This window comes from Sulfuricurvum sp. MLSB (genome assembly GCF_000747095.1).
Classification (GTDB): domain Bacteria; phylum Campylobacterota; class Campylobacteria; order Campylobacterales; family Sulfurimonadaceae; genus Sulfuricurvum.
The window spans coordinates 1-1,450 of the sequence record NZ_JQGL01000048.1 but is presented as its reverse complement, the minus strand read 5'-3'; the positions used below and the strand labels follow the sequence as shown (position 1 = coordinate 1,450).

The 1,450-nt window shown below is 35.0% G+C and carries 5 protein-coding genes; all 5 read left to right on the top strand.

What is annotated here, in order from left to right; all coding sequences use genetic code 11:
- A partial coding sequence (locus JU82_RS04990) for a hypothetical protein (RefSeq protein ID WP_037947367.1) occupies positions 1 to 264 on the top strand: 264 nt, incomplete at its 5' end.
- A gap of 2 nt (positions 265 to 266) precedes the next feature.
- Positions 267 to 482 carry a hypothetical protein gene (locus JU82_RS04985; protein WP_037947364.1) on the top strand — a complete coding sequence of 72 codons (216 nt, stop codon included), beginning with the start codon at positions 267 to 269 and terminating at the stop codon, positions 480 to 482.
- Positions 483 to 502: 20 nt separating this feature from the next.
- Positions 503 to 733, top strand: a complete 231-nt coding sequence (locus JU82_RS04980; protein ID WP_037947360.1) for a hypothetical protein — start codon at positions 503 to 505, stop codon at positions 731 to 733.
- On the top strand, positions 730 to 1,026 hold the full coding sequence (locus JU82_RS04975; RefSeq protein WP_294892175.1) for a hypothetical protein: 297 nt from the start codon (positions 730 to 732) through the stop codon (positions 1,024 to 1,026). Before JU82_RS04980 ends, JU82_RS04975 begins: the two co-directional genes overlap by 4 nt.
- A 13-nt stretch (positions 1,027 to 1,039) precedes the next feature.
- Positions 1,040 to 1,204 carry a hypothetical protein gene (locus JU82_RS11780; RefSeq protein ID WP_294892173.1) on the top strand — a complete coding sequence of 55 codons (165 nt, stop codon included), beginning with the start codon at positions 1,040 to 1,042 and terminating at the stop codon, positions 1,202 to 1,204.
- The last annotated feature ends 246 nt before the right edge of the window (positions 1,205 to 1,450 follow it).

Genomic DNA, 1,450 nt, shown 5'->3' with positions numbered 1-1,450 from the left:
CCGAAAATACAAGAAATTATCGACAAACGAGCCATTATGATAACTGATGATCGTTTAAGGGATATATTGGAAATACTCATAAATGATAATTGTATCGGGTGTACGGAGACAAATTGGAAACAGTGCCATATCTGGAAGTTGCAAGACGATTTAGACGTAAGCAGTATGTATAACGAGCCGGATGGAACTTGCCAGTATAAGTTAATGGCTGAAATGGAAAAGGCGAAAAATTCCACGTATGGGACAATTTTTAAGGAGGTTTAAAAATGGAATTTGTGAAATTTGATAATATGAAAATATACTCAGCAGATAGACGCAAAGAGATATGGGAAATAACGTTGAGAGAATTAAAGGAGATAATACTTTCGATAGAAGAAAAAGACATGAATATGCCTTTGCGTGTTTTTTACGATGGTAGATATTACGGGATAACGGACATACACGTAACAACAGGGGAAGACGGGATATTTACCATAGATTAATAAAAACTTTAGGGGGAACAATGAACTTATTCAGCAGAATTAAAAAGATGTTTGGTATTGAAGAACTAAGCAAGGTTTTATTGAAGCATGAGACATTAGAACCTGATAACGACTATGTAACACGGCAGATCGTAATGGATGCTAACGGAAAAGTGCATGAGGTGTATTATCATAACAGATGTACTGATTATTTAATTGGCGACGTGTTACCAGAACAGATTAAGAAAGATTTATGGAGGTTGGTAAGATGAAATACGATGCAAAAGATGTGGTGTTGGGTGTTGATGGGACTGAGTGCAAAGGAGTTGGCGGCGATATTAAAAGCGGTGCTAAAAGCGAAAGCAGTGAAGATATTCACGGAAAAATTACTTTCTTTTACAAAGACGGTAAAGTGATAACGGTTGAGGATTGCACGAAAAAAGAACTTGAAAATATCAAGACTGGGTTTATGGATAATGGCGGATTTAACTTTGTGTCGATGATAAGAAATGCATTTATCACTGATTACACTGACGTTATTTTGATTAAATTCGATGAGTATTAAACGAGGCGGAGAGATGATAAAAAAAGATTACAAAAGAATTGAAAGACTTTCAAAAGATTGCTCAGATGTAGAACTTGCAAGGATGGTTGTTGAATTTGAAAATAAAATAGCAGAACTTGAAGAACTTGTTATAGAACTTAAAATAGGTGATTTTGATGAATGCGGTGAAGACGAATGAAATTCTTTGACTATTGCTGTATATATGGCATAATTGCCACGGCAATCGGATTGTGCTTGTGTTTTATACTTTTAGGTGTTTGGCTGTGTGATGATATTAAAACGGTTAAAAAGGGGAGTAAATGAGTTTAGAAGAAGCAGTAAATATTTTAAAAGAGCGTAACGAGATTAACTGGCAATTGATTGATGGAAGTGAATCAACAGATTTTGGTATTTTTATCATGAAGGAAATGAAAGCGATTGAGGT